The sequence below is a fragment of the Streptomyces phaeoluteigriseus genome (assembly GCF_001896135.2).
In the GTDB taxonomy this organism is placed as follows: Bacteria; Actinomycetota; Actinomycetes; order Streptomycetales; family Streptomycetaceae; genus Streptomyces; species Streptomyces phaeoluteigriseus.
Genome location: NZ_MPOH02000008.1, coordinates 66293 through 93237, shown reverse-complemented (window position 1 = coordinate 93237; position 26945 = coordinate 66293). Strand labels below are relative to the sequence as shown.

The following is a 26945-nucleotide window of genomic DNA, read 5'->3' as shown; positions in this document are numbered from 1 at the left end:
TTCGCCGTTACCTACAGTTATCAAGGGCGGGAAGGTCGCCGTCAAGGTGAGGCCATTTGCAGGCGTTCCGGTTGGGGGCAGCTGAGACCGTCAGTTCCAGATTGAGGCGGGAACGCCGGCCGCCAGCTGCGGGGTGGCGGGTGGCCCCCCAGCCGGGCAGGGGGCGGTCACGCAACGACGGCACCTCCACGTTCGCGGCGGACACGACCTTCCACCGTACGGCGGGCCTGGCGGACGCGAGCCGCCACTCGGACTTCGTACTGCGCATCGATCCGGTCTCCACCGCCGCGGACCGGCAGGACGCGACCTCTCGATTCGGTCACTGATCTTGGCTTCCTCCCCTCGCGAACGAGGCGGATTCGGCGATCCCGACCGTGATCTTCGCGCCGCCGCGTTCCGAGGAAACTCAGGAGGCTGGTTTTCATATCAGCCGGTGACGCCGAGAGAGCGATACTCCGTACACGTGTTTGGTCTCCTTCGGTGGGGCAACCCGAGGAAAAACACACGAGGTTGCGTCGCACTGCCGTCTGCACATGCACCCTTCCGGCAGCCAGCGGGAGAGCTGGGGCGGCCCACGCGTGTCCGGCAAGGGGATGGGTGATGACGGTAGCGACGCAGCAGGGTGGCGGCGGCGGGTCCAGCGGACTCTATGACGTCCTGGAGCTCATCCTCGACCGCGGGTTGGTGATCGATGCGTTCGTGCGGGTCTCCCTCGTGGGCATCGAGATACTGAAGATCGATATTCGCATCGTGGTCGCCAGCGTCGACACCTACCTGCGATTCGCCGAAGCGTGCAACCGTCTCGATCTCGAGGCCGGGCCGCGCAAGCCGGCGGGTCTCACGGAGCTGTCCGGGAAGATCATGGAGTCCGGCGCCCGGGGCAAGACCAAGGGGGCTCTGTCCGGTGCCGCGGAGACGGTCGCCGAGGCCTTCCAGCAGGCCCGTAGCCAGGGCCAACGCTCCCGGGGTTCGTCGTAACGAGGATTGAGCGGTGAACGCCGACATGACGGATCCGTCTCCCCGCGCCCAGTGCGGCCCTCGAAACACCGCGTGACAAGGGCGCCCAGCAAGCGGACCGTCGCAGACGCGCTTGGCGACAGCTTCGTCTCACTGTCATGCTCGGCCAGCCTCAGTGGGGTGTCCCTGCCGGATGCCGAAGCAACCCGACGGGGCATGGGGAGAAGGTCGGCGCCTTCGTTGCAACCGGCGTTGCACCCCACTGTGGTGGACCGCCCCCGCGTCGAATCCCTCCGGAGCGCCCCCCCCCCGCCCTCCCGGTCGAGAATCCTCAGCGGCGCGGTGACGTTTGGGCTGCCCGGGGACTGACTACACAAGTGGGACCAGCTCTCCACGCGCAACCTCTGACCGCCCGCCGGGCCCGCTCCCGGGCGATTCCTGGACCCCGGGCCGGCACAGTGTCGGCGGACCGGCTTGGCCTCCAGGTGCGGCAGGCGACGACGGCTGGGACCGTATGGGTGAAAGGGCTGGTCCACTCGAGCTACGCCGGAAGGGAGCCAGCCATGATCACCGCGCACCCTTCGCTCCTGCGGGAGCTGGTCGAACGATGCGAGACGCTCAGGCGTCGCCTGGCCGCCGACAACAGCGCCCAGACCGCCCGCCAGCTCGAGGACGCCACGTACACACTGTGTGTGGCCACCGGCACCCGCCGGCTGGACACGGCACTGTTGGTCGCCCGCCGGCAGCTGGCCGAGGCCACGAGACGGGAACCGCCCCTCCGCCACTGAAAATGCCGCCCTGGCCGCGGCCTGAGCATGCACGGCACGGGTCCAGACCCACACGAGGTGGATCTGGGGCCGGCCGTGCGCGGCACGAACCGAGGACCGCGAACCACCCGTTCCAGCCCCGTGAGTGATCAGTCCCCAGGCTTTGATCCCCGGGGCTGCGAGCCAGGCGATGACTCGCCCTCCGGCCTGGTGAGACCGGCTCCCCTCTCACGGCCGGGGGCGTGCGACAGCATCACCGCTGTCTGCCAGCGCAGCGCGGCGATCGCCTCGACCAGCTGCTCACGCAGGCCCACACCCTCATCGAACCTGGCTGCCGCCGCAGTCGAGCCCAGGCCGCCCGTCCCGCCCAGGCCACACGTCTGTGCGCCTCTCAAGCGAGCCGGTCCGCAACGGCAAACACCGCAGCAGCCGCCACCAGCACCGCTGAGCAGATGACCATCACGGTCCGCCTCCACTCGCCGTCACGCCCGACGCCGATGATCAGACCATCTCGCTCGGGCCAGGAGCCAGTCTTTGGGAGCGGTGCCGCGTACGGCACCGTGCCGTCCACGCGAGGATTCACTCCCGGACCAACGCGTGATCAAGACGTTCGGCACAGCGCAACCGCCGTCACCACCCTTTCAGCCCACTCCCCACACGACGGCACCTGCCCTTGGGGGCCGCAGGGTCAGAACCCGGTCCACATCCTGTTTCCCCGCCTGTCGCCATGAGCCCAGCAGGACAGCAGGACAGCAGGACAGCAGGCGAGCGGGAACGACGGAGCCCAGCCGGTTACAGCCGTACGGACGAGAACGGGCCCAGCCTCCCGGCGATCTTGCCCGGAATCCTGAAGGATGGTCTCCGGTTGCCTGGCCGCGGGGAACGGCCCGTCGGGCAGCCGTTCCCGATGAGCGGCCCTCTGGCCGGCCGCCTGACCCCCACACCCCCAGGGAGCAGCCATGGCAGTGCTGACGGACGCGCTCGTACCGGCGCTGGAGGATGCCCGCGAGGCGCATGCGGCGGTCCTCGACCGGTTCAGGGCCGATGCGGCGATCACGCCGCCCGGCCCGTCCCGGCAGATGCTCGAGCGCCACATGGACGACGTCCAGGACAGCCTTGAGCGCATCGATCATCAGGTGCGTGCGCTACAGCCCCGCGGCGGGCTTGTCGAGGGCACCGTGGATATGGCGCGGTTCATCTCGCGCAGCGCCGTGCGCACGGTGATGCTGCCGCTGGCTGTCGGATCCACGCTTCTGAAGGACGTGCTGCGCGGGCAGCCGAACGACGAACGGCGGCTGCTGAGGAACGCCGAAGACGAGTACGTCGTCACCGCCCGGGCGCTGGCGACCTGCCGGGCCGGTCAGAGCATCGCCGAAGAGGCCCATGAGCAGGACATCGCCGACCTGCTCGCCGACCTGCGCCGCCAGGACGAGGAACTCCTCGACAAGCTGGAAGACAGCATCGCCGATCGCGCGCGGGTCGTGGCCGCCGCGGCCGACGGTTTCATCCAGGAGAACGGCGGCGGCCTGGCCGCAGGAGCCGCCCACACACTGCGGACGGCTGCCAACCGGGTGCAGGACGCCGCCCAGACCGGCATCCGCCAGGCCAGAGGTGCGGCTGAGGACATGCTGCGCGAGACGCCCGAGCCGACCCACATGGCCGAAGGAGTCCGGGGTGCGGTGGCCCGGGAGGAGGAGTTGCCGATCCCCCGCTTCAGCCAGCTCAGCGTCGACCACATCACGCAGCAACTGCGCACACTGCCCCAGTCGGACCTGACGGTGATCGCTGAATACGAACGCACCCACTCCAACCGGCCCTCGGTCCTGGACACCATCGAGCAACTGCGCGGCAAACGTAGCCCGGCTACGACATGAACCCCGACAAGATCACAACCAGCTTCAGAACCGCGCCTCCAGCGTGGGCCGCACCACCATCCCGCCCGCACGGCCGGTAGCCCAGATGCCGGGGCTGTCACACCAGGGCTGCCCCCTTTGGGCTTCCCGCCCCGGCATGGGCAGCCGCTCGCACGGTCCGCAAACCACACGCAACGAAGGAGAAGGCGAGCCCAAGTCCGGTTCGCCGCTGCCTCCGCCCCAATGGAGGAAACCGAGAAGATCACCGGTCCCGTGGTGATCGCCGTCGACGTCGAGGAAGATGAGCAGTCCCTGACCCGGGCCCGTCAGTTCACCGCGGCGTCATGGCGAGCCGGTTCGCGCCCTGCTCGGTGAGGTCGCAGGCATGGCCGACGCCGTCCGCGGCCCGCAGCCGGCCGGCTCCCGTGGTCGCCATGGCGTGGCGGACGGCCGTGGCGGCCCGTCGTGCGGTGAGGTCTTCGAGCCGCACTGCGGGCGGTCCCGGGTTCGGTGCGGCGGCGTCACGATCTCCCCGGAAGGGCCGACCTGGGAATCAGGGTCCGACGACAGCATCGGAACCTCGACCCCGACCGAGAACCTGAGGGTGTTGGCGGCCCGGGTCGGACAGGATCGGCTCGGCCCGGCCCCGTTCGCCGACACCGCGCATGCCGACGTGGACAGGGATCCCGCGCCGGCTGCGGGGTGGACGGCCGGTCTCGTCCGCGTCAGGCGGCGGCCGGCCTGGCCGGCCCGGGGACGGTGCGGAAGCGGAACGGTTCAGGTTCGCGGCCCGCCTGGACGAACCAGCACTCCCCTGTACCGTCGCCGGTGATGATCCGCAGCACCGTGTCCGCCACCAACTCGGCCGGTATGACGGGCATGCCCTGCTCGGACAGCATGTCGCGCAGCGGGTCGATGATCCGCGATTCGGCGAAGCCCGGGCAGACCGCGTTGAAACGCACGTTGTCCGGCGCGAGAGCCGGCCCCAGCGAGCGTGCGAGCCCGACAACCGCGTGCTTGTTGGCGGCGTACAACGGGTCGAGTGGCACTGCCGCCAGACCCGCGAGGGAGGAGGTCGCCACAATCGCTCCTCCGCCACGGGCTCGCAGGGCCGGTAGCACCGCGTGGGTGCCGTAGACCACGCCGTCGAGGTTCGCGCCCATCGCCCTGCGGTAGCGCGCCGGGTCGAAGTCGTCCCCGACGCCGCATCCGGTCGCCACGCCCGCGTTGAGCAGCGCGATGTCGACACCGCCGTACACCTCCTGGGCGAAGCCCACCAGCGCCCGGTTGGCGTCGAGGTCGGAGACGTCACAGGCGCGGAAGGTGCCGCCGGCCAGGTCGGCCACCTCGCGGCCGGCCCGTGCGTCGAGGTCCGCGACCACCACTCGTGCCCCGGCGTGCGCCAGGGCGAGTGCCATGGCACGGCCGAGTCCGCTGGCACCTCCGGTGACGAGCGCCACCTTCCCCGCGAGGGCGTTGCCGTCCGTCTGCGCTTCCCGAAGGACGTCGGCGGCTGTCACGCCAGCTCCAGCACGAGCTTGCCGACGTTCTCGCCGCGGAAGAGCATCTGCAGCGTCTCGGGGAAGTCGTCGACAGTGCCTCGCACCACATGTTCCTTGACCTTGATGCGGCCGTCTTCGATCCAGGCGGAGATCTCCTGGGCGGCCCTGGCGTACTGCTTGGCGTAGTCGAAGACAACGAAGCCCTCCATGCGGGCGCGGCGCACCAGCAGTGTCAGGTAGTTGGACGGGCCCTTGACCGGGGTCTCGTTGTTGTACTGGCTGATCGCCCCGCAGACCACGACGCGCGCGTGCATCGCCAGCCTGGTCAGCGCGGCGTCGAGGATGTCCCCTCCGACGTTGTCGAAGTACACGTCGATGCCGTCGGGGGCTTCTCGGCGCAGCGCCTTCCTGACATCCTCGGCGCGGTAGTCGATCGCCGCGTCGAAGCCGAGTTCGTCGGTGAGCAGTGCGCACTTGTCCGGTCCGCCGGCGATGCCAACGACCCGGCAGCCCTTGGCCTTTGCGATCTGCCCGACCATGGTGCCCACCGCGCCGGCCGCTCCGGACACCACGACGGTCTCGCCCTCCTTCAGCGCGCCGACGTCAAGGAGACCGAAGTACGCGGTCATGCCGGGCATGCCCAGCGCGCCGAGATACGTGGAGGGTGGGGCGAGAGAAGTGTCGATCTTGACGGCGCCCTTGCCGTCGGAGACCACGTACTCCTGGACGCCGAAGGTGCCGACCACCTGGTCACCCGGCCGGAATTCGGGGTGCTGCGAGGCGGTGACCTCGATGACCGATCCGGCGCGCATCACCTCACCGATCCCGACCGGGGGCAGATAGGAGGGGCGGTCGTCCAGCCAGCCGCGCATGGCCGGGTCCAAGGAGATCATGCGCGTACGGCCCACGAAGCAGCCCAGCCCCGGCTCCTCCACGGGCTCCGAGCGATGCTCCCAGTCGTCGGCCTTCACTTCGCCGACGGGGCGGGCTGCCAGGCGGATCTGGCGGTTGGTCGCAGACATCACGTCTCCTGTCGTTCGCACTCCGAGGAGAATACCGACTGGTAGGTATGTCGTCGGCAGTGATGTGCGCCACACGTCGCGATCCCTCTCCTCGATGGTCAGCGATAGGCCGGCCACGTGTGATGCTTCTGGGCGACGTTGGACTGCTCGTCGAAGGCAGCGCCGCCGGTTGGCCGGGTTCTGCTCCGTGACAATCGTGCTGGACGCTCGGACGACCCAGCGCGGCAGCGACCCCGATCCCGTAAGCCCTCACACCACGACGGCGCCAGACGGTGTTCCCCGTGGCTCAACAGATCCAGGACCCGCATCACCACCGGCTACTCGGCCGACCTGGTCGTGGTCGCGCCACGCTCGTTCCAGGCGCATGCACCGCCTTGCGATCCTCCCGCGAAGCCCAGATGCCGCACGGCGGGCGGCCCGGGGACAAGGCGCAGACCATACGCGGTTCGGCAACAGTCGGGCACGGTTCCGAACCAGCCTGCGTCAGCACTGTTGTCGTCCTGTCTGCCGCGAAAGCGGCAGTCCCGGCCACCGGGCGTCCTCACGATCCTGGCGAGGCAGAGGCGCCCGGTGGCCGCTGAGTCGGTACTTGGATTCTGTCGGCCCTCGCTCCTGCAGAAGTGGGACGCCGTCGTCGTGCACATGCGTCAAGCGGCTCCCGTGAGTGAGCGCGGTACCTGGCCCCGGATGGACATTTCGGACGCTCGGACTCGGCCCGACGCTGACGCCGAGTGCAAGCCGGTCCGCCCGCTCGTGCTTTCCCGTGCTGGGTATCAGGCCGCCCGCTCGTGCTTTCCCGCACCTGGTGTCAGCTGTTGACGTCCAACACGCCCCACGCGGTGAACGGTTCGGCCTGGACGTAGATCCTGCTTCCTCGGCCGACGACCCGTCGGCGGCCGGGGACAGAGCCATCGGGCAGGGTGAGCAGGCCGACGTCGACTGGCTCGACGGATGTTTCGGTGAGCTGTCCGTGGGCGAGCCTGTCCCGCTCCTCTCCGTAGCCGCCGTAGAAGGCCACCTGATCGCCGTGGACGGCCACCGCTTTGGCGCCCCGTATCCGGTTCGCCCACACCTTCACGGACCGCTCGGGCCGGTTGGGCCGGTTGGGCCGTATCTCGACGAGCGGGAAGTCCGTATACGGGCACGCCCAGGCAGCGGTGCCCGACACATTCAAGGCGTAGCAGTCGAAGAGACCGGGAATGCGGGCGCCGTCCGAAGTCCAGGCGAGCCGACCTGTGGCGCTCCAGCGGCGGATTCCGGCCGGGTTCTCGTCGAAGTGCCCGACCCAGACATGGCCGGACTCGTCCACGAGCAGGTGCTCGATGGCGTCCCCGACGGAGAAGGACGAGGTCTCGCGGCCGAGCGCGTCGAAGACCTGGACTTGGTTCGCGTCCTCGTGCCGGCGGGTGCGAGACGCGGCGACGACGAACCCGCCGTCGGGCAGGCGGTCCAGGTGCGGCCAGCGGGCCCGCACGGCGCTCAGCTCGGTGAGTTCGACGCTGCCGCTCGGATGGACGGAGACGACCAGCGCGTCGAAGGGCAGGACATCGCCGCGGGGCTGCGGAGCGCATTCGCCAAGCAGCCAGTGGGCGGTACCAAAGACGTCGACGGTACTGGTCAGGACGTGGCGGTCGTGGTGCGCTCGCGGGAGGTGGGCGTAGGGAATGAGGGCAGTCTTCTGCAAGGGTGGGCTCCTGGGTGGTCGGTCACGGCTATGGGGCGCTGCGGTGAGCGGCGGTCGGCGGTGCGCGAACCGTGCAGAGCGGAGCGGGGCGCCTAGACGGCATGGCCCTTTCTGGTCGTCATGAGGTGATCATCGTCGGCGTACGTCCTCGGGACAAACCTTTTCGGCACACCGCCCCATTGATCGGATCTCGACCTTCCCAGTCACATCGGTCGACATCCCGCGCTCCTGCCTGCGCCCTGCAGCGTCCGCATCCGCCTTTCATCACCGGACCGGGGCTCCCGGCCCGACCGGCGCATCATCTTGACCGATCGTTCCAGACGTGCCTATCGTCTTCGGTGTGGCCAGGACCAAGGAATTCGATCCGGACGCCGCGCTGCAGTCGGCCCTTGAGCTGTTCTGGCGGCGCGGCTACGAGGCGACGTCGATGGCGGACCTCGTCGAGCACCTCGGCATCGGCCGCGCCAGCATCTACGCGACCTTCGGCAGCAAGCACGAGCTGTATCTGAAGGCGCTGGACCGGTACGCCGAGATGCGTGATCCGGTTCTCTTGGTGGAGCTGTCCCAGCCGGGCCCCGCCCTGCCGGCGGTGCGGGCGGTGGTACGCCGCTTCGCCACGGAAGCCGCCTCCCCGGAACGGCGACTGGACGGCTGCTTCGTCACCAACACAGCGGCCGAACTGGCCCCACATGACCCCGAGGCGGCCCGCCGGGTCGAGATCAGCTGGGAGCACCTCGAAACCCCGCTGTACTCCGCGCTCGTTCGGGCCCAGGCCCAGGGCGAGCTTTCCGAGGACCGCGATCCACGCGCGCTGGCCCGCATGCTCCTGGTCCTGATGCAGGGCGTACGGGTCGTCGGTAAGGCGTCGAACGATCCCGCCCGGGTGCGGGACGCAGCCGAACAGGCACTGACGCTGCTGGACTGATGTACACGCGCTCCACCCACCGGGCTCCTCTCGACATGCCCGAATAATGAACCGATCGGTCAAAAATCGGGAGGTCTGACGGCCATGGACGCCATCCGCGTCGCCACCACACAGCAGCGACGCGTCCTCGTTCTGCTCGGCAGCGTCCAGACCACGCTGATCTTCACGCTCGCGGCGCTCGCCGTACCGTTGCCCCTCATCGGACGCGCGTTAGACCTGCGGCGGGCCGACCTGATCCTGCTCAGCGCCGCCTACGGCCTGACCTTCGCGGGGCTGCTGCTGTTCGGCGGACGCCTCGCCGACCGCTACGGCGGGCGGCGCGCCCTCACCGCCGGCCTCGTCCTCTTCGCCGCCGCCTCGGCCGCCGCCCCGCTCGCCTCCGATATCGGAACCCTGCTCGCGGCACGCTCCGCACAGGGCGCCGGCGCGGCACTCGTCGCGCCCGCCGCCATGGCCGTACTTCGGGCCGTCTTCCCCTCCCCGGCCGCGTACGGCAGGGCGATGGCCACCTGGGGCGGACTCTCGGTACTCGGCGCGACCGCGGGCAATGTCCTCTCCGGCGTCATCGCGGCACTGCTCTCCTGGCGCTGGACCTTCTCGGTACCCCTCGTGGTGGCCATCGCGGCCCTCGTCCTCGCGCCCCGGCTGCTGCCCGAAACCGCACCGGATCGGGGCCGCACGCTCGACCTGCCGGGTGCTCTGCTCGCCACCGCCGGCATCACCCTCGTCAGCTACGGACTCGTCGTCACCGACGCCCAGCCCTGGTCGTCAGCCGGTGTGCTCGTGCCACTGCTCGGCGGGGCCGCGCTGCTGGCCTGGTTCCGGTACGCCGAGCGCCGCGCCCGCGACCCGCTGCTGCCTCCGAGCTTCCTGCTCGACCGGCGACGAGCCCTCGCCCTCACGGCCATCGCACTGAGCGCCTGCGCGACCGCCATGACCTTCGTCGTCCTCTCGCTCCACCTCCAGCAGGCGCGCGACTGGTCCCAGATGGAGACCTCGGCCGCCTTCGTGCCGTTCGCCGTCGCGCTGATCGTCTCGGGCCGGGCGGCAGGACCGCTCATCGGCCGGTACGGTGCCGCGGCCGTCACGGCAGCCGGGCTCGGCACGGGCGCGGCCGGGCTCGCCCTCCTCGCGGTCACCGGCCTCGATGCGCACACCTCGTACGCCTACGGGCTGCTGCCGGGCCTTGTGGTGCTGCCGGCCGGCGCGGCCGCCTCCTTCGCCGGTGCCGCCGTACTCGCCGCCGAAGGTGTACCGCAGCAGCAGACCGGACTTGCGGCGGGCGTGCTGAACACCGCGATGGAGGTCGGCCCGACCGTCCTGTTCGCCCTCCTCCTCTCGCTCGGCAGCGACAGTTGGTCCCTGGCCGCGACCGGGGCCGCCCTCGCCGTCGCCGCCCTCCTGCACCACCGCGCCAAATGGCCCATCACCCACAAGTAGCCATCATCCGAAGGAGCCACCTGAATGAACCGCTTCACCGGCAGGACCGTCCTCGTCACCGGCGCGGGCTCCGGCCTCGGCCGCGCGATCGCGCTCGCCTTCGCCGCCGAGGGCGCGTCCGTGGTCGCGGCGGGGCGCACCGCGGCCTCACTGAACGAGACGGTCGGCCTCATCGAGGCAGCCGACGGCACCGCCGCCGCCGTCACCGCCGACGTCACCGACTCCAGCCGGCTGCAGAGCCTCGTACGCGGGAGCGTCGACCGCTTCGGCGGGCTGGACATCGCGGTCAACAACGCCGGGATACTCCGTGGCACCGGACCCGTCGGCGAGGTGAGCGAGGAGGACTGGGACGCGGTGCTGCGGACCAATGTCACCGGCGTCTGGCTGGCCATGAAGCACGAGATCGCGCACATGAGGGAGAACGGCGGCGGCGCCATCGTCAACATCTCCTCCAACCTGGGCGCCCACCTGCGAATCCCGAACCTCGCCGCGTACATCACCTCGAAGGCGGCGGTCTCGGCGCTGACCCGCGCCGCCGCTCTCGACCACATCCACCAGGGCATCCGAATCAACGCGGTCAGTCCCGGAGCCGCCGACGGTCCCATGTCGCTACGGCCGGGCGAGACCGACGCCGACCGTGCCGAGCGGGTGAAGACGGAGAACCCGCTCGGCCGGGTCGCGGAGGCCGGGGAAGTGGCGGCCGCGGTGCTCTACCTCGCCTCGCCCGCCGCCGGCGCGGTGGTCGGCACCGACCTGGTCATCGACAGCGGGTCCTCGGCCTGACCGTCCGCAGGCGGTGGCTCCGGCGCACACCCCGACGGCCTGCATCGACCGGCGGCGTGCGCCGGCCCTCGCGGACGACCCTGGGACGGCCCTGACAAGTCGCGCCCCTACCGGACACGCCGGCGAGTGACGGGTCGGTCAGACCGAATCGCGTCACACGATCGCGCGGTGGTGGGGTGGCGAGGGGGTGGGAGGGGAGGGAGTCGGACGGCCGGGCCAGGCCCATAGCCATGGTGCCGTCGGACGGGGGCATCCGACGGAGCATGAAGGTGATGCTGAGAAGGCGCCTGTGGCGTCTGAACGTCGCGCTTGCGGTGCTGGGCCTGACCGTGGCGTGCGCGGGTCGGGGCGACCGGTCCGACAACGAGGCGACCGGTGGAGCACCGCCTCTCCTGGCGGCCGGGAGCCACCTGATGATCGTGACGGACAACGGCCTGCGGCTGCGACCCGCCGACGCCGGCCGGGTCGCCGTCGACGATCACGTGGACCGGCGCTGGTCCCGTCACGACGACACCTGGACGCTGGACCTGTCGTGCCCCGACCGGGCTGAGTACGCGGGCGCGGTGCCAGACGCCGACAGCGACGGTGTCTGCCCTCGGATGCCCCGGGTGAGTGTCCCCGACGCGGTACGTGTGACGGTCCGCGCGCGAAACGCCGGCATCGACGTGGCGGGCGTCGCGGCCGCGTTGGACCTGACCACCGTCAACGGTGACGTGACGGTGGCCGATTCCGGACCGGACGATGGCGCGGTCCGTCTCTCCACCCGCAACGGATCCGTGCGCGCGACGGCCGTCGAGGGGAGCCGGCTGTACGCCGCGACCGTCAACGGGGACATCGTTCTGGGATGTGCTGAGGCACCCGCGGGTGTCACCGCGGCGACCACGAACGGCTCGGTGGGCGTCACCGTGCCGCACGACAGCCCCGCCTACCGGGTCACCGCGACCACCGACAACGGCACGTCCCGGCCGGCCCTCGGGGGATCGGACGACGGCCAGGGCCAGGCCATGACGCTGAGCACGGTCAACGGGGACGTCACCGCGCGCCGCGAGTGAACCCGGCGCGGCGGACAACACGCTTCCTGTCGTTCAGGCCGGCGCCCCCAAGTCACGCACGGCACTCGTGTTGCACGGCGGCGGGCCCCGGACCGTCCTGCCAGCCAGACAGTCAGCCCTTCGAGGGTCGGCAGGGCGAACCACTGTGGGGCCGGGGACGCGGGGGGTCGCCGTGCATGCCGCCTGGATCACGGCGACGAAGAGGTCGTCCCTGCTCTCGACATGACGGTAGAGCGTCTCGATGGGCACGCCTCCCCCGGGCACCAACGACATCTTGCTGGACGACTCCACACGCCTGGCCGCCCGCGCCCGCGAGGTCGGAGTGGACGTGATCCTGGACATCACTGCCGACGTACTCCATGTATTCCAGTCGTTCGTCGGCGTTCTCGACGAGGCCGACCGGGCGCTGGACCGCGCAGCGCTGTTCCTCTCGCAGCACGTCCACACTCCCGACGCAGCGGCTGCGCCCGCCGGGTAGGCATGGGAACCGGCCAGCGATACGACAGGCCCTTGGAGGCCGATGCCGGTCAGGTCGACGTTACTCAGGTCGGTGGTCGTGGAATCGTCCAGAAATGCGTGTGGTGCGCTCTTGTCGAGCACGAGGGTCTTGTGGCGCAGTGCCAGGCCGATGGCGCGGCCCACCTCAGCGATGCGAAGTTCGACGAGGACGACGAGGACGACGCGTCAGGGTCGAGGGTATGCAGAGCGCAGCCGATTGCGCGGGCCCGGTCGTTGGCACGTTCGCGAGGGTCGCCTTCACTTGGGCTGTTGCCGACTGAGTGTGCCGTGCAGTCGGCTGGTGTCAGGCTGGTCAGGGTGCGTGGGGGCAGGGCGTGCGGTCGCAGGGCAGCGGAAGTCACGGAACGTCCCGTCGTCGAGGCTGGGTTGGGGCGTGCGAACGCCCGTGGGTGCGGCCCCGGGGGAGCAGGGGACGGGCTGGGCCGCAGAACCCAAGTGGGACGGCTACCGCGCCCAGCCCGCCCGCTACGCCGACGGCCGTGTCCTGCTGCGCTCCCGCCGCGACACCGACAGGACCCCGTCACTCCCCGAGATCGGGGCGGTGGCCGCGCGGTTGCCCGGCGAGACCGGCCTGGACGGTGTCATGTGACCTGTGGGGGTGTCTGAAGCCCCAGGGTGTCTCAGGCGGCGCAGCTTCCATGGACGCGACGTGACGGGCGGCGCGGCCACGTGCCGCAGCGGCCGCTCAGAGGTGGCCCTCCAGGAAGTTCCGTACCTCGGCGATGGTCATAGGCCCCGTGCCGTGCGCCACCACCTCCCCCTCCTTCAGCAGGACGTAGGACGGGGCTGCGGTGATCCCGTATCGCTCGGTTGCGGCCGGACAACGCGTGATGTCGGTGCGGACGGCGGTCAGGCGGCCCGTGTAGTCGTCGGCGATGCCACCCACGACGAGGTCCATCACCCGGCAGGGCTCGATCGCCTTGGGCCACGTCCCGATGAAGTATGCGAGGACCGGAACTGCGCTCATCCCGAGGATGAAATCGAACTCCGCGTCCTCACGGGGCCGGTGAACCCGATTCGCCATGCAAGCTCCTGACCTCACGTTCCGTCGTTGCATCCCCATCATCCCTCGCGCGGAGTGCCAGGCCGGCCCGGTCGGTCGTCCGGCTGACCTGTCGGAGGGGAGGCACGGGGTCGTCGCAGAACCACTGTGGTCCCCGGCGTGAGCGGCCCAGTCCCCGTCCCTGGTGACCCGACCTGGTCGCCCCGCCGGTCACCCAGCTGCCGCCCGGCGCGCGCCCGTGGAGCTGGGTCAGCTCGTGCCAGGGCAGCGCCCCCCCCACGACGACATGAAAGCTGTCTCGAGGGCATAGCCGCACAGGCCACCGACCAGATGCTCGATGAGCGCGTCGACGAGCAGGCCGGTGCGCATCGACCACCGGATCCGGTCGAGCCGTATCCGCCACCGCGCTTCTCGGAGGCAGCGCCCCCGACGGGCTTCCGGAGGCCTTGTTTGGCCTGCACATCAACCCCCGAATCGGCGCTGGCTCATACCCGCTTCCCCGGGCCGCATGAGCCAGCTGATGACCGAGAACGAAGCACGATTCCTGGACCCGCTCCCGGACGACGCGGTCGTGGACGGCCGACGTACGCATCACCTGACCCGAAGACCGACCGCCAGCGTCAGTTCTCAGCTGACCCGAAGACCGACCGCCATCGTCAGTTCAAGGACCCGGTGTGGCGAGGCGAGATCCGGAAACAGCTCCCGCAGCTGCGACATCCGGTACCGGACTGTCTGGGGATGGACGAACAACGCCGCCGCCGTCTCGTCCCGCCTGCCCTGGTGCAGCAACCACGCCCGCAACGTCTCCTCCAGCCGCCGCGCGGTCGCTACAGGCACGGTCCGCAACGGTGCGAGGGCTCGGGCACGCAGGTCCGCGAACGCGTCCGCGTCGGCGCTCAGCACCAGCTCGGGCAGGTGGTCCTCGGTGTCGCGGATATCGGAGGAGAGGGAGCGCGCGCGTACGGCTCGTGCGTACGAGGCGGACGCACGAGTCCATGGCCGGGCCGGGCCGACCACGGCGGTGCGGTCGGTCAGCTGCCGCAAGAGGTGTGATCGGTCGGCATCGGGGACGAGCAGTACACCGGTGGCGTCCGGCAGATCGTCGAGGACGAGGGTGCCCGGGTCGAGCGCGCGGTAGGCAGGCCGGGCCTGGGCGGCGGGCAGCAGGACCGCGGTCAGCGAAACCGGGGGCTGCCACCCGGCCCGTTGAACAGAGACCAGCAGCACGTCCGGGCTCGCGCCGGCGAGGAGGTCGCGGGCCAGGTGTTCCAGGTGGCGCTCGTGGGCCCTGCCCTGGGCGGCCAGTTCGTCGGCGTGGCCCGCGGCGCTCGCGGCGGACAGCTCGTCGATGTAGGCGAAGGTCAGCTCGGCGAACTTGGCGACCTCGGCGGCGGGCAGACCCGCGGGTACGGCACCCGCTGCCAGGCATCGCCAGGCCACGCGGGCGCCGACGCGGTAGGCGCTGAGCAGGGCGTCCATCGAACGGCCGTCGCGCACCTCGCCGCGGCCCAGCTCGTAGGCCGCGTCACCGGCGTCGCCGCCTGTGGCGTTCCCGCTCGCGAGGTCCAGGTAGTGCCCCAGGGCGGTGCGTACGGCTCGGCGGATGGTGCCGCCCATGCTGCCCGAAAGGGCGTTGGCGTAGGGAGGGACCTCGTCGATGATCGCCTGGACGACCTCGTCGGCGGTGGTCTTCAGCGCGGCCCGAAGTGCGGTGACCGTCGTCTCATCCAGGGCCAGTTCGCTGGCCCTCCGGATTGCATGGCTCACGTTTCTATTCCCTGCGAACAATTCAGCCAGCCAGATTTACGTCCTGCGGTCAGGACTTTACGCCTTGAGGCGCAGCAAGCTGGAGCCATGACGAGTACAGCCCTCCGCAGCAGGGCGTGGAAAATGCTGGAGATGGTCACGACGCCACTGCTGCCGTCGGACTACCTCGACCTGGTCAGCCCGCTGCGCGCGGGCGCTGACCTGCGTGGGCGCATCGAGGCCGTGCACCCCGAGACGGGGGACGCCGCGACCATCGTGATCAGGCCGGGACGGGGCTGGCGTGGCCACACAGCCGGTCAGTACGTGCGGATCGGGGTCGACGTCGAGGGGGTGCGCCTGTGGCGTGCCTACTCCATCACCTCGCCGACGAACCGCCAGGACGGCCGCGTCACGATCACCGTGAAGGCGATCCCGGACGGCAAGGTCAGCAACCACCTGGTCCGCAGGGCGAAACCGGGCACGCTGATCCAGCTCGACCAGGCGACCGGTGACTTCGTGCTGCCGCAGGCCAAGCCCGCCAAGGTGCTCTACCTGACGGCCGGCAGCGGCATCACGCCCGTGATGGGCATGCTGCGCGACACCGAGTTCGACGACGCCGTCATGGTCCACTGCGCGCCACAGCCGCAAGACGTGATCTTCCGCAACGAACTGCACGACCTCGTCGCGGACAAGAAGCTGCGGCTCACCGAGGTGCACACCGACACGGACGGCATGCTCGACATCGCCCGTCTCGACGAACTCGTGCCCGACTGGGCCGAGCGCGAGACCTGGGCTTGCGGGCCCGCGGGCCTGCTCGACGCCGCCGAGGAGCACTGGATCCAGCACGGCGTCCAAGAGCGCCTGCACACCGAACGCTTCCGCCCCAGCATCGTCGTCGCCGGCGACGGCGGCGAGGTCACGTTCAGCGCCACCGGCAAGACCGTCGACGCGGACGGCGCCACGCCGTTGCTGGACATCGGCGAGGAGGCCGGGGTGCTCATGCCCTCCGGGTGCCGCATGGGCATCTGCTTCGGCTGCGTCACGCCGCTCAAGGCGGGCGCCGTCCGCGACCTGCGCACCGGCGAGATCACCGAGGCCGAGCCGGGCGTCCTCATCCAGACCTGCGTGTCCGCCGCGGCGGGCCCCTGCGACATCGAACGGTAGGAGCACCTTGACCGCCATCGACCCCACCGCCCACCTGACCGCGGAGCAGATCGAGGAGCTGGGCCGCGAACTGGACGCGATCCGCGACGAGGTGATCGCCAGCCGCGGCGAGAAGGACGCCGCCTACATCCGCAAGGTCATCTCGGCGCAGCGCAAGCTCGAGCTGGTCAGCAGGGGCGTGCTGCTGTTCTCGTTCTTCCCGCCCGCGTGGCTGCTCGGCACCGCCGGGCTGTCCGTGGCGAAGATCATGGACAACATGGAGATCGGCCACAACATCCTGCACGGCCAGTGGGACTGGATGCGGGACCCGAAGATCCACTCCACCACCTGGGAGTGGGACCACGTCTCGCCGTCCGAGCAGTGGAAGCACTCGCACAACGAGCTGCACCACACGTACACCAACGTGATCGGCAAGGACAACGATCTCGGCTACGGCATCATGCGCGTCGACGAGGACCAGAAGTGGCACCCCTTCCACCTCGGCCAGCCGTTGTGGAACTTCCTCAACGCCTGCTTCTTCGAGTACGGCATCGCGGCGTACGACCTGGAGCTGGGCAAGAACCTGCACAAGCGCCGCCGCAACAACCCGGAGTTCCGCGCGCGGGCCAAGGCCGTGGGCCGCAAGATCCGCAAGCAGGTGCTCAAGGACTACGTGGTCCACCCGCTGCTGTCGGGCCCCTCGTTCCTCACCACGCTCGCCGCCACGTTCACCGCGAACCTGGTCCGCAACCTCTGGTCCCACTCGGTGATCATGTGCGGGCACTTCCCCGAGGGCGTACAGGTCTTCGAGCGCCGGTCGATCAAGGGCGAGACGCGCGGCCAGTGGTACCTGCGCCAGATGATGGGCTCGGCGAACATCAGCGGCAGCAAGGCCATGCACTTCATGACCGGCAACCTGTCACACCAGATCGAGCACCACCTCTTCCCGGACCTGCCGAGCAACCGCTACGCCGAGGTCGCGGTGAAGGTGCGCGCGCTGTTCGAGAAGTACGAGCTGGAGTACGTCACCGGCCCGCTGCCCAAGCAGGTGTTCTCCGCCTGGCACAAGGTCGTCCGGCTCTCACTGCCCAACAAGAAGCCCAAGGTCACAACCCCGGACCGCGAGCGGGAACCCGTCGCCGCCTGATTTACGGTTCTGGTACACATCTTGCGGCCGTACCGGCGGCACCGCCGGGTTCGGTGAGATCCGTTGCGGACGGTGGGCGACCGCCGCGACATCCAACCGCACGACACGCGATCCCGGCAGCCCGGTGTCCGGCTGCGCTGCCCGGACGCACGCAAGTGCCCCGGCACACAGCCCCCGGCGTACTGTCGTCCTGCTCTGACCTGCCATGGGTGGCCGGGCCGGTGGCCGGGGGCAGAACCGGGGGTGCGTCGCGTCGCCCCACCGGGGACCGGGAGCTGTCGGTGGTGCCGAATAGTCTGCGGGGCATGGCTACCCTCCAGGCACCAACACCTCCCAGACACATCGTCCCGGGCGATGTCGTCGCGGCGTTCTCCGAGTATCTCGGCGAGTGGACAGCGGCACAGATCACCCATCTCGACCCGGACCACCAGCTCGCGGGAGTCCTGCACCTCGACTGGTCCGGCCCAGAGCCGATGTCGGTCGCTGACCTCGGCGAAGTCGCGCCGCTTTCGCGCACGCGGGGTTCTTTCACGGGGCAGCCGGCACATTGCCACTACGAGTGGGTGCTCCGTCGGAGCTACAAGGTCATCGGGACACTGCCGCTGCTGCACGAACAGCCGCCGAACAGCTACGCGTTCGGATGGGGCATGGGGCTCGATCTAACCCTGGAGCGTCGCCGACAGCAGGGCGACGAGTCCAAGTGGTCTGACCCGTGGGCGAAGACCATCACCGACACCGAATTGAACGACCCTCTCGCCGGGCCCGCAGATCCTGACGAGGAGACGCGTCGGCTGACGGTTCGGGCTGTGCAGTCACTGGACTGTGCCCGGCTCGTCGAGCGGTATCCGGCGCTGACCGGCCTGACGCTCGTCGGGCCGGTGACCTTGTCGACGGCATCGAGCCTCAATGAGTTGACTTCGCTGAAGCACCTCATGCTCTCCGACGTCTTCGGGATGACCGAGGCGGACTGCCTCCTGCCGCGGCGTGTACCGGCGCTGGAGTCGTTGGAACTGGTCAGTGTCCCCGCGGAGTATGCGACGGCGATGAAGAGAGCCTGGCGTCCCGAGGAGCCCCAGGGCGTCTACCTCAGGATCGCCAAGCCTCGGAAGCCCGAGTGGCTCGCCGAGAACCTGAACAATCCGCTCCGGGACTGGGACGGCCGCGAGCAGATCAGTGCCGCGATCTACAAGAAGGCGTTGGCGCAGTACAAAGCGACGCGGCGCGCGGTGCTGGCTGTGCTGGCGTCGGGGCATTCGGCGGACGTCCTGACACCCAGGCTTGTCGAGCTCGGGGAACAGTTCGGCGAAGCCTTCAACGAACTCGACGAACGCGCCGGATTCATCGAGACCGTTGAGCGCGAAGACCTCTACGACGCGCTCGACGCCATCATCACCGAGGCTGAAGCCGCGTCGGGAGCCGACCTGGCCTGGGCCGGCAAGGGCTTGACCGAGGGCTGCGAATCCGTCCGCGACTGGTAGGGCGTCGCGCGACCACTGCGGGCCCGAGAGCGGTGCGCATGGAGAGGCTGCTCGCGTCGAGGCTCCCGACGGCGCTGTCGCGCCTTGACGGTCACCCTCGGGTGTCCCGAGCTGGTGGTGCAGGTCGGCGTCGACGCCGCCGGGACAGCGCCGGACGCTGACGCCATCCCGTCCGCTGGTACCGTCCGGGCCCGGCTCTCCCCCGGCGCCATTGCCCAATTCGGCAACTCTGCATGGTGCGGAGCCAGTACTTGTGGATGAGGGCCCGAGAGCCGCCGGCATCGCCGCAGCCGACGTCGCGCACCGCCTGGCTCTACGGCGAGCACGGCCAAAACTTCGTCGCCACCATGCTCGGCCTGGCCGCCCGCAGGAGCACCGTCGAGGTCGTTAACGATCAGTATGGGCAGCCAACTTGGACGCACGATCTGGCTCGCCTCCTGGTGATGCTCGGCCGCGCGGACAAGGCCCCGCCCGGTGTCCACCATGCCACCGCGACCGGCCACACCACCTGGTACGGCCTGGCCCGCGCGGCATACGAACTCAGCGGACTCGATCCGGACCGTGTCCGCCCGACCACATCGGCGGCGGTCCCACGCGCTGCCTCCCGGCCCGCCTTCAGCGTCCTCGGTCACGCCCGCTGGGCCGCGGCGGGCCTACCCGTACTACCGGACTGGCGCACATCACTCGCCGAGGCCCTGCAGCGCCCCTCGTTCACCGCCCTCGTGCACCAGTAGGCGCGGGGAAGAGTGCGGGGGGGGGGAAGAGTGCGGGCGCGGAACACAGCCTTTGGGCGCCGAGCGCCGCCAGGCCCCGTCTGAGCGAGGTGGGTGAAATCCGTGCGGTGAGGCGCCGCAGACTCGATCAGTGTGATGAACAGGGAGATCGTGCCGCCCGTGTTGTCCACCAGCTCGCCGTAGCGGACGCATGTCCTACGGTGCCGGCGGAAACGGTGGCCGAGGAGCGCACGGCACCGGCGGCGGCGACGGCGGCCAGGGAGGCGAGTGGGAACTCAACGTCGGCAACGCCAAGGGCGAGAAGTGGATAGGCCTGGACGGCAGGGCCGGACTCTCCAGCCACAAGGGGACTGCAGGCGCCCATGGCGGTGACGGGGCAGTCGTCAGCACCTGGCGACACCCCCCGTGCCCGGGCTAGCCACCGCCAGCCCGGGCACGGCCACCGAACTCACAGCAACCGCGAGAGGCGAACACACCCCCGGCCGGACATCTCTGCATGGCCCGCGGGGCCGGGGACAACTGCGCCTCTCACGCCGCCCGCGGCGGCCACGTCATCGGGGGTAGAGGCCATGGTGTTGGCCAGTCCCCGTCGGGGTCCGCGAACTGGCCGTCCCGCGCATGCAGTGCGCTTACGTCGGTAGTGGCCCTCCTCGGGTGTTCCGGCGCGAGGGCGCGGTTGCCCGGGTGTCCGGTAGTCCGCCGCGTTCCGGAGTGGGTGCGTTTTAGCCAATTCAATGCGTTCGATGCCGGGCTCCTCCCACCCCCCAGGCACAGACCAGAGACGAGTAGCCCAGCTCGAGGGCCGGGCGACAGATCACAGCAGTGGGGCCCCGGCGGTTTCGCCGCCGGGGCCCATGAAGCAACTGCATGGGCCTGGCCGACACGCTCGGCCAGGCCAAGGACACCTTCGTGGCGGAGCTCAGCCAAAGCCTTCCCAGCTTCATCGACTTGATCTCCACCGACGGCCAGGGCGGCCACCCGGCGCACTCACCGTAGCCCAGAGCATCGGCACAATACGCTCGGGTGGTTTACCCGGCGCACCCGTCCGGGGATCACATGCCCCCGTCTACGTTCACTCCGTAGTCATGCGACTACGAGAAGTGAATGGAGACAGTGGATGCGTTCGACGTCTATGGGCCGACTGGCAGCCCTCACCTCGGCGGTCCTGTCGGCCTGTCCTGGGGATGCCATGCGGCACCCCGTCTCCCGTCCGCGAACGAGAGCACTGGCCGTGGGGCTCACGCTGGCGGTGTCCGCACTGTTGCCCTCGGGCCCCGCTGGTGCGGCTGATCAGTACGAGTGGGCCGCTCTGGGTGATTCGTACACCGCCGGCGGATTCGTCGGAGCCCCGCAGCCCCCGCTCGGCAATACGTCGCGGGACGGCTGCGACCGCACCTCCAACGCCTACCCCAGCGTTGTCGAGCGGGAGCTCGACGAGTTCCCACCGGGCAAGTACGTCCACCTGAGCAACGTCAGCTGCGGCAACGCCACCATCACCGACATCGCCGACACCAAGCAGACGCCGATCAGCCCTGTCCAGCCCCCCGCAGGAGGCTGGCCCGCAGTCGACCAGCAGATCCAGCGAGCGAAGCTCAACGAGAAGACCGACGTCCTCACCATCGGCGTCGGCGGCAACAGCCTGCCCTTCGGCGGCATGCTCCTCAAGTGCCTCGAACTGGGCGCGACGCCAGGCAAGTCCTGCCGCGAGTACTACACCAACCCTCCCGAGAGGGAGGAGAACATCCAGGACAAGCTCGCCAGGGTCCAGAGCGAGTACATCGAAATGCTGGCCAAGGTGCACCAGGCCGCACCCAACGCCAAGGTGATCACCGTCGGCTATCCGGCCGTCCTGCCGGAGGAGGGCAGCGACTGCAACCGCGCGTCGCTCACCGAGCTGGGCCCGATCAAGCACGCCGACATCAACTGGCTCCGTGATGACGTCCTCAAGCCGCTGAACAGCACGATCCAGCAGGTTACGTCGTTCTTCGGCGACCGCTACGTCGACGTCTACTCCTCCAGCGCGGGCCACGACGCCTGCCAGCCCGCGGACACCAAATGGGTCGAGGGAATCTGCGGCGACGCCGCGGACTACTGGCCTGCCAAGCTCCCCGGCACCCTGCTGAACTGCGCTCCCATCAACAAGCGCGTCACCCTGGTCCACCCCAACGCCGAGGGCCACGCCAACACCGCCACCCACGTCGAACGAGCCATCCGAATCGCCCTCCTCGACCGCTGACCAGCAGGCCGAACCCGACGCCAGAGCCACGGCATCTGCACGAAAATGCGGCCGAAAACCTGGCCGACCGCCGCGACCCGCGGCGGTCGGCACTCGCCGGTTCTCCTGGCCGCATGGCTTCCGCCGCCTGCGCATCCGTTGGGAACGCCGCGACGACATCCACGAAGCCTTCCTCGGACTCGCCGTCTGCATGATCACCTACCGCCACGTTCAACGCCTTTGTCAGGACCTTTATGGTGACGTCGGATATTGGAACTGCCCGAATGCCTCGGCTGCTGCGGGGTTACTGAGGGAGCCGTAGCTCCTGCGATGCCTGGTCGGCGTCGGGGTGGAGTCCGGAGCAGAGCAGGTTGAGTGCCTGGACTGCCGCTGTGGCGACGCTGTCGCGGGCGTTGGTGGGTTGCTCGCCGGACAAGATGCATTGCTGCAGTTCGCGCAAGGCGGCCCGGTGGGTGCCGGCGATGGCCCCTGCGAGGAGCCTGAACATCGAGTGGTTGTTCTGGTTCCATCCGGTGGAGATGTTCGGCGGGTGTTCGGCCAGGGCGGTCGCCAGCGCGGCCTCGGCGCGTTCGCTGATCTCCCGTTCGCGTGCGCGCAGTGCGGCGCTGTCGTGGATGACCTGCCAGAACCGGGGTGTGTCGGCATGGAGACCGAGTGCGGGGTCTTCGTGCCGCAGAGCGGTCAGCAGGTCGTCGCGGATGGTCACCACTGGGCAGGCGCTGGGTGCACGGTCGCGTACCAGTGTGGCGAGATGGCCCTCTACTTCTGCGTGGCGATCGAAGAAGAGGTCTTCTTTGGTGGGGAAGTAGTTGAACACGGTGTTGGTGGAGACACCTGCGTGTCGAGCCACCTCAGCGACCGTGACCTGGTCGAAGCCGTGCTCCAGGAAGAGGGGCAGGGCGGCGTCGGCGATCGCCGTGCGGGTCTGCTGCTTCTTGGTCTCTCGAAGGCCCATGCCCAGATGATAGTGTCACTACAAATTTGCAGTCACACCAAGATTGCTGGGCGGGGTAAGCATGACTTTGCACTTCGGTATCTATCCCGGCGGGATCCTTGGCGACGACCAGGGCATCCTCCACCCGGTCCGCCCGGATGTGCCGGACCGCATCACCGAGGCGCTTGACACGCTCCAAGGCGACACGGCCAGCCTGTCGGTGCGCGCCTACCACTCGTTCGCCACGACCGTGACGCCACTGGAACCGCCCACGCCCGCCGATCCCGCGACGTATCTCCAACGAGGCCGCAAGCTGGACCTCGTGCTGCAGTTCCGTGAGCCGTCCGGCGAGTTGGACGGGTGGCGGGAGTTCGTCCGCGAGGCCATCCGCACTGGTGGGCCGAACCTGGCATCCGTCCAGATCTGCGAAGAGCCCAACGCCGACCTGCCCGTGGTCGACGGCAGCATTCCCAACGTTCTGAATGCGCTCGTTGAGGGGGTTGTCGCGGCCAAGCAGGAGGCGCGGGCCCTGGGCCGCAGTGTGGCGGTCGGTTTCAACGCCGTGCCGACCTTCAACCCGGCCGACACCTTCTGGTCCGAGCTCGCGCCCTGGCCGACGACCGCTTCCGGCAGAGCCTGGACTACGTCGGCCTGGACTTCTTCCCGGACGTGTTCCGTCCCATCGCCGCTGAGCAGTTGGCGGAAGCGGTCACTGCAGTCCTCACCGCGTTCCGGCGCACCGACCTGCAGAGGGCCGGCATCCCCGGCAGCGTCGCGATCCGCATCTGCGAGAACGGCTGGCCCACCGGCCCGGGCCGCAGCGAGCAGCAGCAGGCCGCGGTCCTCGAAACCGTGGTGCGGACCGTGGCCGCCCTCGCCGCCGACTTGAACATCGACGGATACTCGTTCTTTGCCCTGCGAGACGCCGACAGCACCGCCGAGGGGCTCTTCCACCGCTTCGGCCTGCTGCGCGACGACTACACCCCCAAGTCGGCCTTCGAAACATACCGGCGCCTCATCAACGAACTGGGCAGTCCGCCGGTCGCGCCGCACTGATCACCGGAGCTCACGTACGTCTTTTCCTTGCTGGAGCGATCGGGTGGCTCGCCGGCCGATCTCGGCGGCGTAGTCGGCCCAGTCACCGGCGGAGAGTCGCTGCCAGGCGACAGCGACATCGGTGTGGATGCCCAGGGTGCGGGCGAGGATCGCGGCGGGGATCTCGGTGGCGAGCTGGAAGAATGCGGTGCTGCGGGCCTGGTTGGGTCGGATCCCGAGCTGGTTCAGCCGCTGCGTCAGTTGTGTGGTGATCGGCCGTCCAGGCTGTCCGCCGGGGAAGAGCCATCGAGACGGTGTCAAGGCGCCGATGATCGCGTGGCCCTTGCGGTTCGCCACGACGGTGCGGGCGAGGTGGGCGACGGGCTCAGGCAACTGGACGGGGGCGTCGCCGAGGTGGAGACGTACTTCCTGGGCGCCGGCCTCGACGTCTTCGGTGGTCAACCGGTCGATCGCTGACGGCCCTTGGGCGTAAAGGAGGAGAGGCAGTCCGGCGAGGCGGTCTTCGGGCTTGAGGGTGTCGTCGTGCAGGAGCCGGCGTGCGGTGTTCCAGCGGTGTTCGTCGTCGGGCGGCTGTGTGGGGTTGTGCCAGAGATGCCACCTGTCCGCCACCTGCACCGCCTGGGGTGCCCCGACGGTGGCGCCTTCGGGAAAGAACGGTGCGCGATCTCGGCAGACCACCTCGATCCCTGGCCTCTTTGCCGGCTCAATTCCGGGCAACTTCCCCAGGGCTCGCTCGCTCGACAACCGTCACTCAGCGTGCATGCTCCACGGAAAGTGAGCCAGAACCCATTCTCGTGAGTAGAGCCCCCCGTGCCCTGCGGGAGGAAAGGCCGGGCATGTGCAGTGCTAGCCAGCTGTTGGCGCCGCCCTGGCGAGCGAGGGGTTTCAGGCGGTGGTGCGGTTGCTTGGGCGTGCGGCGAGCGCGGCCTGGGCGCTGGGGTAGGCGGGCAGGAGGGTGTCCATCCCGGTGACGCTGAGCAGGCGGCCCAGCCGGTCGGGGATGGCCGCCAGGGTCAGCGAGCCGTCGGCGTCCTTGGCGCAGCGCCAGATGCCGACGAGGGCGCCCAGCCCTGAGGAGTCGCAGAAGGTGACGCCTGCCAGGTCGGCGACCAGGTCGGGGTGTCCGCCGGAGATGAGTTCCAGGGCGCGGCCCCGCACGGCGGGTGCGGCGGCGATGTCGAAATCGCCGGACAGTGCGATCACGGCCAGGGTTCCGTCGGTGTGCGGGACATCGATGTGGAATGCGTCGGTCATGGGCGTCGGTTCTCCTGCGCGACGGAGACGTCGGCGGTCGGGGCGGCGGCGCTGTGGACGGTGGTGGTGATGCCGGCCGGAGCGGCATCCGCGGTGGGGACAGACAGGGCCAGCAGCGCCACGTCGTCGCGTTCGGTGTCGGGGAGAGTGTCCAGGAGCGCGACGGTGCCGTCGATCAGGGAGCCGGCACTGACCGGCGCCGGCCGGTGGGCCAGGAAATCCATCAGGCCCGTGTCGTCGAGCATGTGGCCATCGGCGGTGCGGGCCTCGGTCAGCCCGTCGGTGTACAGCAGCAGGCCCTGGCCGGGTGCCAGGTGCAGGGTGCGTGAGGCGAAGGCGGCCTCTGCGAACGCGCCGACCAGCATGCCGCCCTTGGCGCGGGCCGCCTCCACCCGTACACCGCCTTCCTCGGTGGGGCACAGGTGGTAGGCGGGCGGATGGCCGCCGGTGGCCAGCGTGACCGTGAAACCGCCGTCCCGGACGGGATCGAGCACGCCGAAGATGGCGGTGCAGAAGCGCGTGCCCACCGCCGCGTCCAGCAGCAGCGCCGTGTTCAGGGCATTCAGCGCGGCCGTCGGGTCCGCGTCGACGAGGGCTGCGGCCCGCAGCGTGTAGCGGGTCAGTGAGGTGACCGAGGCGGCTTCGGCGCCCTTGCCGCACACATCGCCCAGGAAGAACGCCCACCGGTCCCCGCCGACGGGGAAGACGTCGTAGAAGTCGCCGCCCACTTCCTGCGGAGAGGCGGTCTTGTAGTGGCAGGCCAGCTCCAGGCCCGGTACCGCGGGCAGGACGGGAGGCACCAGGGTGCGCTGCAGGGTCGAGGCGAACGCGGCGATGGCCGCCTTGTCCCGCTCCGCGCGCTGCCGGGCCTCTTCCTCCGCCTGGCGCCTCTCCTGCTCGACCTTGCGGCGCTCCTGCTCGGCGCGCACCACGCGCAACGCCGACAGCCGCAGCTCCATCTGGTCACGCACCACCGCCGCCAGGTCCGCGAGCGTGGCCGAATCCGCCTCGCTGATCTCGCGGGGGCGGGTGTCGAGGACGTTGACCGTGCCCAGCCGGTACCCGTCGGCGGTGATGATCGGAGCGGCGGCGTAGAACCGCACCCCCATCGGGCCGGCGACCAGCGGGTTGGAACAGGCGACCGGGTCCAGCAGGGTGTCGGGGATGACAGTGGTGTCATCCGTTAGGACCGCCGAGGCGCACAGCCCCGGATCCCGGCCGATCTCGCTGACACCCTCCAGCCCGTGCGCGGCCTTGAACCAGATCCGGTCCTCATCCACGATCGTCACCGTCGCCACCGGCACCTCGAAGAGACGCGCCGCCAGCGCCGCGACTCGGTCGTAGGCCCCGTCCGGAGGGGTATCGAGAATGTCGTAACGGCGTACCGCCGCCATCCGCGCCGCCTCGACCGACACGGCCGAAGGCTCGCTCGGTGCTATCGCAGGCAGGATCGCTTGTTCCGGCATGTTCCTCGTCTCGCTCATCCCCCAGGAAGGCACCGACCAGACAGCCAGCACGCCGAACCCTACCGAACGCGGCCGGGGCACCCGGTCCGACGGCGAGCTTCGTAGTGCGCACCGGCATGTGGAACGGCCGCCCAGGCACCGACCGCAACCGGGCGCAGTGATCGGCGAAAAGGCGAACGTGACGGCCTTCGTGGCCGGTACACAAGCTGCTCACCGGCCTGAGCACGAACTCCGACGGGACGTC

27 protein-coding genes and 2 pseudogenes are annotated in these 26945 nt (G+C 69.8%); 19 read left to right on the top strand and 10 right to left on the bottom strand.

Annotation, left to right across the window (positions count from 1 at the left end; all coding sequences use genetic code 11):
* Positions 1 to 173 precede the first annotated feature (173 nt).
* The 4 genes and pseudogenes from BM536_RS07505 to BM536_RS07490 all read left to right on the top strand — a co-directional run.
* A pseudogene (locus BM536_RS07505) lies at positions 174 to 326 on the top strand (alpha-L-arabinofuranosidase); the annotation flags it as partial.
* 274 nt (positions 327 to 600) lie between these two features.
* Positions 601 to 978 (top strand): gas vesicle structural protein GvpA, encoded by a 378-nt coding sequence (locus tag BM536_RS07500; protein WP_073500167.1) that lies wholly within the window; start codon positions 601 to 603, stop codon positions 976 to 978.
* 542 nt (positions 979 to 1520) lie between these two features.
* Entirely contained in the window at positions 1521 to 1745 is a 225-nt protein-coding gene (locus tag BM536_RS07495) for a DUF5133 domain-containing protein (RefSeq protein ID WP_073494952.1), read from the top strand.
* 938 nt (positions 1746 to 2683) lie between these two features.
* A complete protein-coding gene (locus tag BM536_RS07490; protein ID WP_143650842.1) occupies positions 2684 to 3598 on the top strand; it encodes a hypothetical protein in 915 nt (304 codons plus the stop codon).
* A 310-nt stretch (positions 3599 to 3908) separates the two neighbouring features.
* On the opposite strand, the gene BM536_RS40740 is transcribed toward BM536_RS07490, so the two are convergent.
* The 4 genes from BM536_RS40740 to BM536_RS07475 all read right to left on the bottom strand — a co-directional run bounded on the left by BM536_RS40740 (position 3909) and on the right by BM536_RS07475 (position 7785).
* Complete coding sequence (locus BM536_RS40740; RefSeq protein WP_158086507.1) at positions 3909 to 4067, bottom strand: hypothetical protein; 159 nt, start codon at positions 4065 to 4067, stop codon at positions 3909 to 3911.
* 235 nt (positions 4068 to 4302) lie between these two features.
* Positions 4303 to 5097 (bottom strand): SDR family NAD(P)-dependent oxidoreductase, encoded by a 795-nt coding sequence (locus BM536_RS07485; protein WP_073494948.1) that lies wholly within the window; start codon positions 5095 to 5097, stop codon positions 4303 to 4305.
* Positions 5094 to 6101, bottom strand: coding sequence for an NADP-dependent oxidoreductase (locus BM536_RS07480; protein ID WP_211362842.1), 1008 nt, complete (start codon positions 6099 to 6101; stop codon positions 5094 to 5096). The genes BM536_RS07485 and BM536_RS07480 overlap by 4 nt, the downstream gene beginning before the upstream one ends.
* 808 nt (positions 6102 to 6909) lie before the next feature.
* The gene (locus BM536_RS07475) at positions 6910 to 7785 is read right to left on the bottom strand and encodes a hypothetical protein (RefSeq protein WP_073494946.1); all 876 of its coding nucleotides are present in this window, start codon (positions 7783 to 7785) and stop codon (positions 6910 to 6912) included.
* Between the two features lie 340 nt (positions 7786 to 8125).
* On the opposite strand from BM536_RS07475, the gene BM536_RS07470 reads away from it, so the two are divergent.
* The 6 genes from BM536_RS07470 to BM536_RS07445 all read left to right on the top strand — a co-directional run bounded on the left by BM536_RS07470 (position 8126) and on the right by BM536_RS07445 (position 13093).
* Positions 8126 to 8710 (top strand): TetR/AcrR family transcriptional regulator, encoded by a 585-nt coding sequence (locus tag BM536_RS07470; protein ID WP_073494961.1) that lies wholly within the window; start codon positions 8126 to 8128, stop codon positions 8708 to 8710.
* Positions 8711 to 8794: 84 nt separating this feature from the next.
* On the top strand, positions 8795 to 10150 hold the full coding sequence (locus BM536_RS07465; RefSeq protein ID WP_094102713.1) for an MFS transporter: 1356 nt from the start codon (positions 8795 to 8797) through the stop codon (positions 10148 to 10150).
* Positions 10151 to 10174: 24 nt separating this feature from the next.
* Positions 10175 to 10933 (top strand): SDR family NAD(P)-dependent oxidoreductase, encoded by a 759-nt coding sequence (locus BM536_RS07460; protein WP_073494944.1) that lies wholly within the window; start codon positions 10175 to 10177, stop codon positions 10931 to 10933.
* Positions 10934 to 11205: 272 nt separating this feature from the next.
* Positions 11206 to 11985 (top strand): DUF4097 family beta strand repeat-containing protein, encoded by a 780-nt coding sequence (locus BM536_RS07455; RefSeq protein ID WP_094102735.1) that lies wholly within the window; start codon positions 11206 to 11208, stop codon positions 11983 to 11985.
* A gap of 241 nt (positions 11986 to 12226) precedes the next feature.
* Complete coding sequence (locus BM536_RS07450; protein ID WP_245873312.1) at positions 12227 to 12463, top strand: alpha/beta hydrolase family protein; 237 nt, start codon at positions 12227 to 12229, stop codon at positions 12461 to 12463.
* Positions 12464 to 12877: 414 nt separating this feature from the next.
* Complete coding sequence (locus BM536_RS07445) at positions 12878 to 13093, top strand: DNA ligase-like domain-containing protein (RefSeq protein WP_211362841.1); 216 nt, start codon at positions 12878 to 12880, stop codon at positions 13091 to 13093.
* A gap of 96 nt (positions 13094 to 13189) precedes the next feature.
* Here the strand turns inward: BM536_RS07445 and BM536_RS07440 are convergent, their stop codons facing one another.
* Complete coding sequence (locus BM536_RS07440; protein ID WP_073494942.1) at positions 13190 to 13528, bottom strand: thioredoxin family protein; 339 nt, start codon at positions 13526 to 13528, stop codon at positions 13190 to 13192.
* Between the two features lie 606 nt (positions 13529 to 14134).
* Positions 14135 to 15274 (bottom strand): PucR family transcriptional regulator, encoded by a 1140-nt coding sequence (locus tag BM536_RS07435; protein ID WP_094102712.1) that lies wholly within the window; start codon positions 15272 to 15274, stop codon positions 14135 to 14137.
* 87 nt (positions 15275 to 15361) lie between these two features.
* Here BM536_RS07435 and BM536_RS07430 point away from each other — a divergent pair, with 87 nt between their 5' ends.
* The 8 genes and pseudogenes from BM536_RS07430 to BM536_RS44765 all read left to right on the top strand — a co-directional run.
* Positions 15362 to 16417 carry a ferredoxin reductase gene (locus BM536_RS07430; protein WP_073494940.1) on the top strand — a complete coding sequence of 352 codons (1056 nt, stop codon included), beginning with the start codon at positions 15362 to 15364 and terminating at the stop codon, positions 16415 to 16417.
* 7 nt (positions 16418 to 16424) lie between these two features.
* Positions 16425 to 17543 carry a fatty acid desaturase family protein gene (locus BM536_RS07425; protein ID WP_073494938.1) on the top strand — a complete coding sequence of 373 codons (1119 nt, stop codon included), beginning with the start codon at positions 16425 to 16427 and terminating at the stop codon, positions 17541 to 17543.
* Positions 17544 to 17848: 305 nt separating this feature from the next.
* The gene (locus tag BM536_RS07420) at positions 17849 to 19021 is read left to right on the top strand and encodes a hypothetical protein (RefSeq protein ID WP_073494936.1); all 1173 of its coding nucleotides are present in this window, start codon (positions 17849 to 17851) and stop codon (positions 19019 to 19021) included.
* Positions 19022 to 19278: 257 nt separating this feature from the next.
* The gene (locus BM536_RS07415) at positions 19279 to 19755 is read left to right on the top strand and encodes an SDR family oxidoreductase (protein WP_073494935.1); all 477 of its coding nucleotides are present in this window, start codon (positions 19279 to 19281) and stop codon (positions 19753 to 19755) included.
* Between the two features lie 190 nt (positions 19756 to 19945).
* Positions 19946 to 20173 carry a hypothetical protein gene (locus tag BM536_RS40240; RefSeq protein ID WP_143650840.1) on the top strand — a complete coding sequence of 76 codons (228 nt, stop codon included), beginning with the start codon at positions 19946 to 19948 and terminating at the stop codon, positions 20171 to 20173.
* Positions 20174 to 20622: 449 nt separating this feature from the next.
* Positions 20623 to 20751 carry a hypothetical protein gene (locus tag BM536_RS43895; protein WP_281258548.1) on the top strand — a complete coding sequence of 43 codons (129 nt, stop codon included), beginning with the start codon at positions 20623 to 20625 and terminating at the stop codon, positions 20749 to 20751.
* A 121-nt stretch (positions 20752 to 20872) separates the two neighbouring features.
* Entirely contained in the window at positions 20873 to 21991 is a 1119-nt protein-coding gene (locus BM536_RS07405) for an SGNH/GDSL hydrolase family protein (RefSeq protein WP_245873311.1), read from the top strand.
* Between the two features lie 79 nt (positions 21992 to 22070).
* A pseudogene (locus tag BM536_RS44765) lies at positions 22071 to 22211 on the top strand (IS5/IS1182 family transposase); the annotation flags it as partial.
* Between the two features lie 63 nt (positions 22212 to 22274).
* Here the strand turns inward: BM536_RS44765 and BM536_RS07395 are convergent.
* Positions 22275 to 22946, bottom strand: a complete 672-nt coding sequence (locus BM536_RS07395) for a TetR/AcrR family transcriptional regulator (protein ID WP_073494931.1) — start codon at positions 22944 to 22946, stop codon at positions 22275 to 22277.
* Positions 22947 to 23594: 648 nt separating this feature from the next.
* Here BM536_RS07395 and BM536_RS42530 point away from each other — a divergent pair.
* Positions 23595 to 23981, top strand: coding sequence for a hypothetical protein (locus BM536_RS42530; protein ID WP_245873310.1), 387 nt, complete (start codon positions 23595 to 23597; stop codon positions 23979 to 23981).
* On the opposite strand, the gene BM536_RS42525 is transcribed toward BM536_RS42530, so the two are convergent.
* From BM536_RS42525 to BM536_RS07375, 3 genes are all read right to left on the bottom strand, one after another.
* Positions 23982 to 24590 (bottom strand): hypothetical protein, encoded by a 609-nt coding sequence (locus BM536_RS42525; protein WP_245873319.1) that lies wholly within the window; start codon positions 24588 to 24590, stop codon positions 23982 to 23984.
* Positions 24591 to 24866: 276 nt separating this feature from the next.
* Complete coding sequence (locus BM536_RS07380; protein WP_073494927.1) at positions 24867 to 25235, bottom strand: STAS domain-containing protein; 369 nt, start codon at positions 25233 to 25235, stop codon at positions 24867 to 24869.
* Complete coding sequence (locus BM536_RS07375; RefSeq protein ID WP_245873309.1) at positions 25232 to 26650, bottom strand: PP2C family protein-serine/threonine phosphatase; 1419 nt, start codon at positions 26648 to 26650, stop codon at positions 25232 to 25234. Before BM536_RS07375 ends, BM536_RS07380 begins: the two co-directional genes overlap by 4 nt.
* Between the last annotated feature and the right edge of the window lie 295 nt (positions 26651 to 26945).